The following is a 2963-nucleotide window of genomic DNA, read 5'->3' on the forward strand; positions in this document are numbered from 1 at the left end:
GCACCGGCTGTCAGTGGAATCGAATCCCCAAGGAATACGGCGACGACAGCACGATCCATCGCCATTTCCAGGCGTGGTGCGCGTGTTCGGCGCCGACGGGAGAGTGAGGGGCACGCTTCCGTAGTCCAGGCGGAGGCGGGGCGCGGTCGCCGACCTTGCCGACAATCTGTTGTGCGTCCGACCGAACACCGATGTCAAACGGAATCCGTAGCACGACGCATCTACGTCTCCGTTTCGTCGTTCGGGGTTGCAGGAATCGGACGATGGCGGGTGGGGTTTGCTGTTTGGGTCGGGGATGCGGGGTTCCATGAGGGTCTGGTCTCCGAAGGGATGGCGCGACGGTCGAAGGTCGATCGCGTTGTTGCGAACGACGGCGGGCGGCGATAGACTGCGACTCGCGCCGCGGCACGACGCGCGCTTCAGCACGCGAAGGAGTCACGGATGAGAGCCGTTCGGGAGACCTGCCGACCGCGAGACGAGGTGTTGCACGGCGAGTTACAGGATGCCATCTTCGCGGCGGACTTCGGTCTCGTCGTCGAGGACAAGGGCCCTGAGGTCTACCGGAACGCGGAGGAGCTCTTCCGCAACACGCATCCCACGGAATCCTTGAAGCGTATCGCGGCGTCCGTGTTCGGTCATCTGGCGAACGCGAACGAAGCGGGATTCACGCTCCATTTGAACACGGGATTCGGCGGGGGGAAAACGCACGCGCTCATCTGCCTCTGGCATCTCGCGCGGAACATCGCCACGAACATCGCGACAGACATCCTACCAGCGGCAGGACGACCACACGTTGTTCGAGTCGCCGGAGTGGACGGCGAGAAGTTCGGGACGGGCGTGTGCGTCCGCCATGCGGACGGGGTCACAACGCACAGCCTTTGGGGAGAACTCGCCTATCAACTGGGTGGACAGGCGGGATACACCCGCGTCGTGGACGACCCGGGCATGGTTCCCGACGTGGCGCTCATCCGCGAGATGCTTCCAGCGACCGACCCCGTGTTGTTGCTTCTCGACGAGATTGTGGTCTACAAGGCGAAACTCTCGAAAGCGCACCAAGACTGTCTTCTCGGTTTCGTGACCGGACTCATGTCGGAAGTCGTCAGTCGTATGCGGGCGGTGCTGGTCATAACGGCTCCCGGGGACCAAACCGCTTATCGCCAGCACTCACTCGACCTTCAAACCGCCATCGGAGCGGTGGGCCCGTCGCAAACCGACATGGTCAGGCGCAGAGCGGTCGAGCGCGACCCTATCGACGGAGAAGGGCATCAGGTCGTTCTTCGGCGACTGTTCGCGACGATTGACGGCGACGCGGCACAGGAAGCGTCGAGGGAGTACCACAACGCTTATCGTCGCATCGCGTCAGAGAGAAACGACTTGCTGCCCGACGAGGCGACGAAGGACGCGTACGCCCAGCGCATCGTCGAGCACTATCCGTTTCATCCGCGCTTCTTCGACACGGTGCAAAACCGCCTCGGAACGCTTCCGGCGTTCCAGAAGAGCCGGGGAACGTTGCGCCTCTTCGCGCGGGTCATCCGCGACATTTGGAGCCGAGACGTCGACGTCCCGCTCATTTCAGCGGGCGATGTCGACTGGACAAAGTCCGAGATCCAGGGCGACTTGCTGAGTCGTCTCGACAGAGATCAGTTCCGGGGCGCCGTCAATGCGGACATCGTCCAGCACGCGGGCGAACTCGACGGCGGAGCGCCGTTGGGAACCCATCGTCGAGCCGCCTCGGCAGTTCTGTTGGAGAGCCTTCCTTTGACGCCGAGCGCCGGTCTCGACGCCCGCGACGCGACCCTCGCCGTCGCGCGACCGAGCGACACGACCGTTGCCGTAGAAGAGGCGTTGGACGCGCTCTACCGCGTCTGCTGGCACTTGTTCACGGACGGAACGGGAACTCGCTTTCAGTTCCGCTACGCCCCGAACGTGAACAAGCTCATCGAAGAGCGGATGCAGAAGATAAGCGATGCCGACGGCATGGCGCGCGTGCGCACGACCGTTCAGACATACTACGGCGGGTCGCATTTCAAGTTGACGGCATGGCCCGATAGCCCGCGCGCCGTGAACGATTCCGCCGACCTGAAGCTCGCCCTCTGCGCGTCGGAGACGACCGCGCGAACCGCGTGCGAACACGAGGACGATTCCGACCCGCCACGTCCGCGCTGTTTCGTCAACGCACTCGTCGCACTCGCTCCGAGCGACGATTCGCTGAAACGCGCCGTTGAAATGGCGCGACGCGTTCTCGCCACAGAGGACGTCAAGAAGGAGCAATCGGACAACGAGCCCGTCCAACAGCAACTCCGGCGTATCGAACCCGAACTCACGAGGAACGCCCGAATCGTCGCGATACGCGCGTTCGACCGGGTGTTCATCGGGAAAGCGAAGCCGAAGTCGCTACCGGAAGCGATGCTCGTTCCCGACAAGAACGCGCTCGGAACGGCTCAAGGACAGCCGAACCTGCTCGACTTTCTCCGCAAGGAACGGTTGATGTACTCGCCGGGCGACGCGCTCGACGTCGACCTGCTTCTGGGTCTGTTCCCGGGCGGGACGCCGTCGGTGGACCACGAGGGCGCGGTGACGGCGAAATCGGTTCACGAGCGGGCGTTGATGAGCTCGAAACTGCGGTTGATGTCCGGCTCCGACGTGGTGCGTAAATCGGTCGAGAAGGGCGTGGAGGACGGAAAAGTCGTCGTTCGACTGCCAAGCGGCGAAGTCTTCGACGACAAGGGCGTCGTTCGCGGGCCCGCGGACAATCGGCGGCGCGACCCGTACGAAAAACTCACGTCGCTGAGACTTGCGGACGACGTGCTTCTCGCGCCGAAGGACGCCCCGTGCGCCGCCGAATGGACGCGCGAGACGGAACAGAAACCGCCCGAAGCGGACGACGACGGGGGAACCATCAAGGACGAATCGGTCACGGACAACGGCGTCACAGCGACCGGCTGGGAAGAAGCCATCGGGTA

The 2963-nt window shown here is 63.7% G+C and carries 2 protein-coding genes; both read left to right on the forward strand.

The window, feature by feature from the left end:
- Positions 1 to 107: transposase (locus FJZ36_18755; protein MBM3216939.1), on the forward strand; the 107-nt coding region annotated here is incomplete at its 5' end.
- A gap of 334 nt (positions 108 to 441) precedes the next feature.
- The coding region (locus FJZ36_18760) for an ATP-binding protein (protein MBM3216940.1) at positions 442 to 2963 on the forward strand (2522 nt) is incomplete at its 3' end.

This window comes from Candidatus Poribacteria bacterium (genome assembly GCA_016866785.1).
Classification (GTDB): Bacteria; Poribacteria; WGA-4E.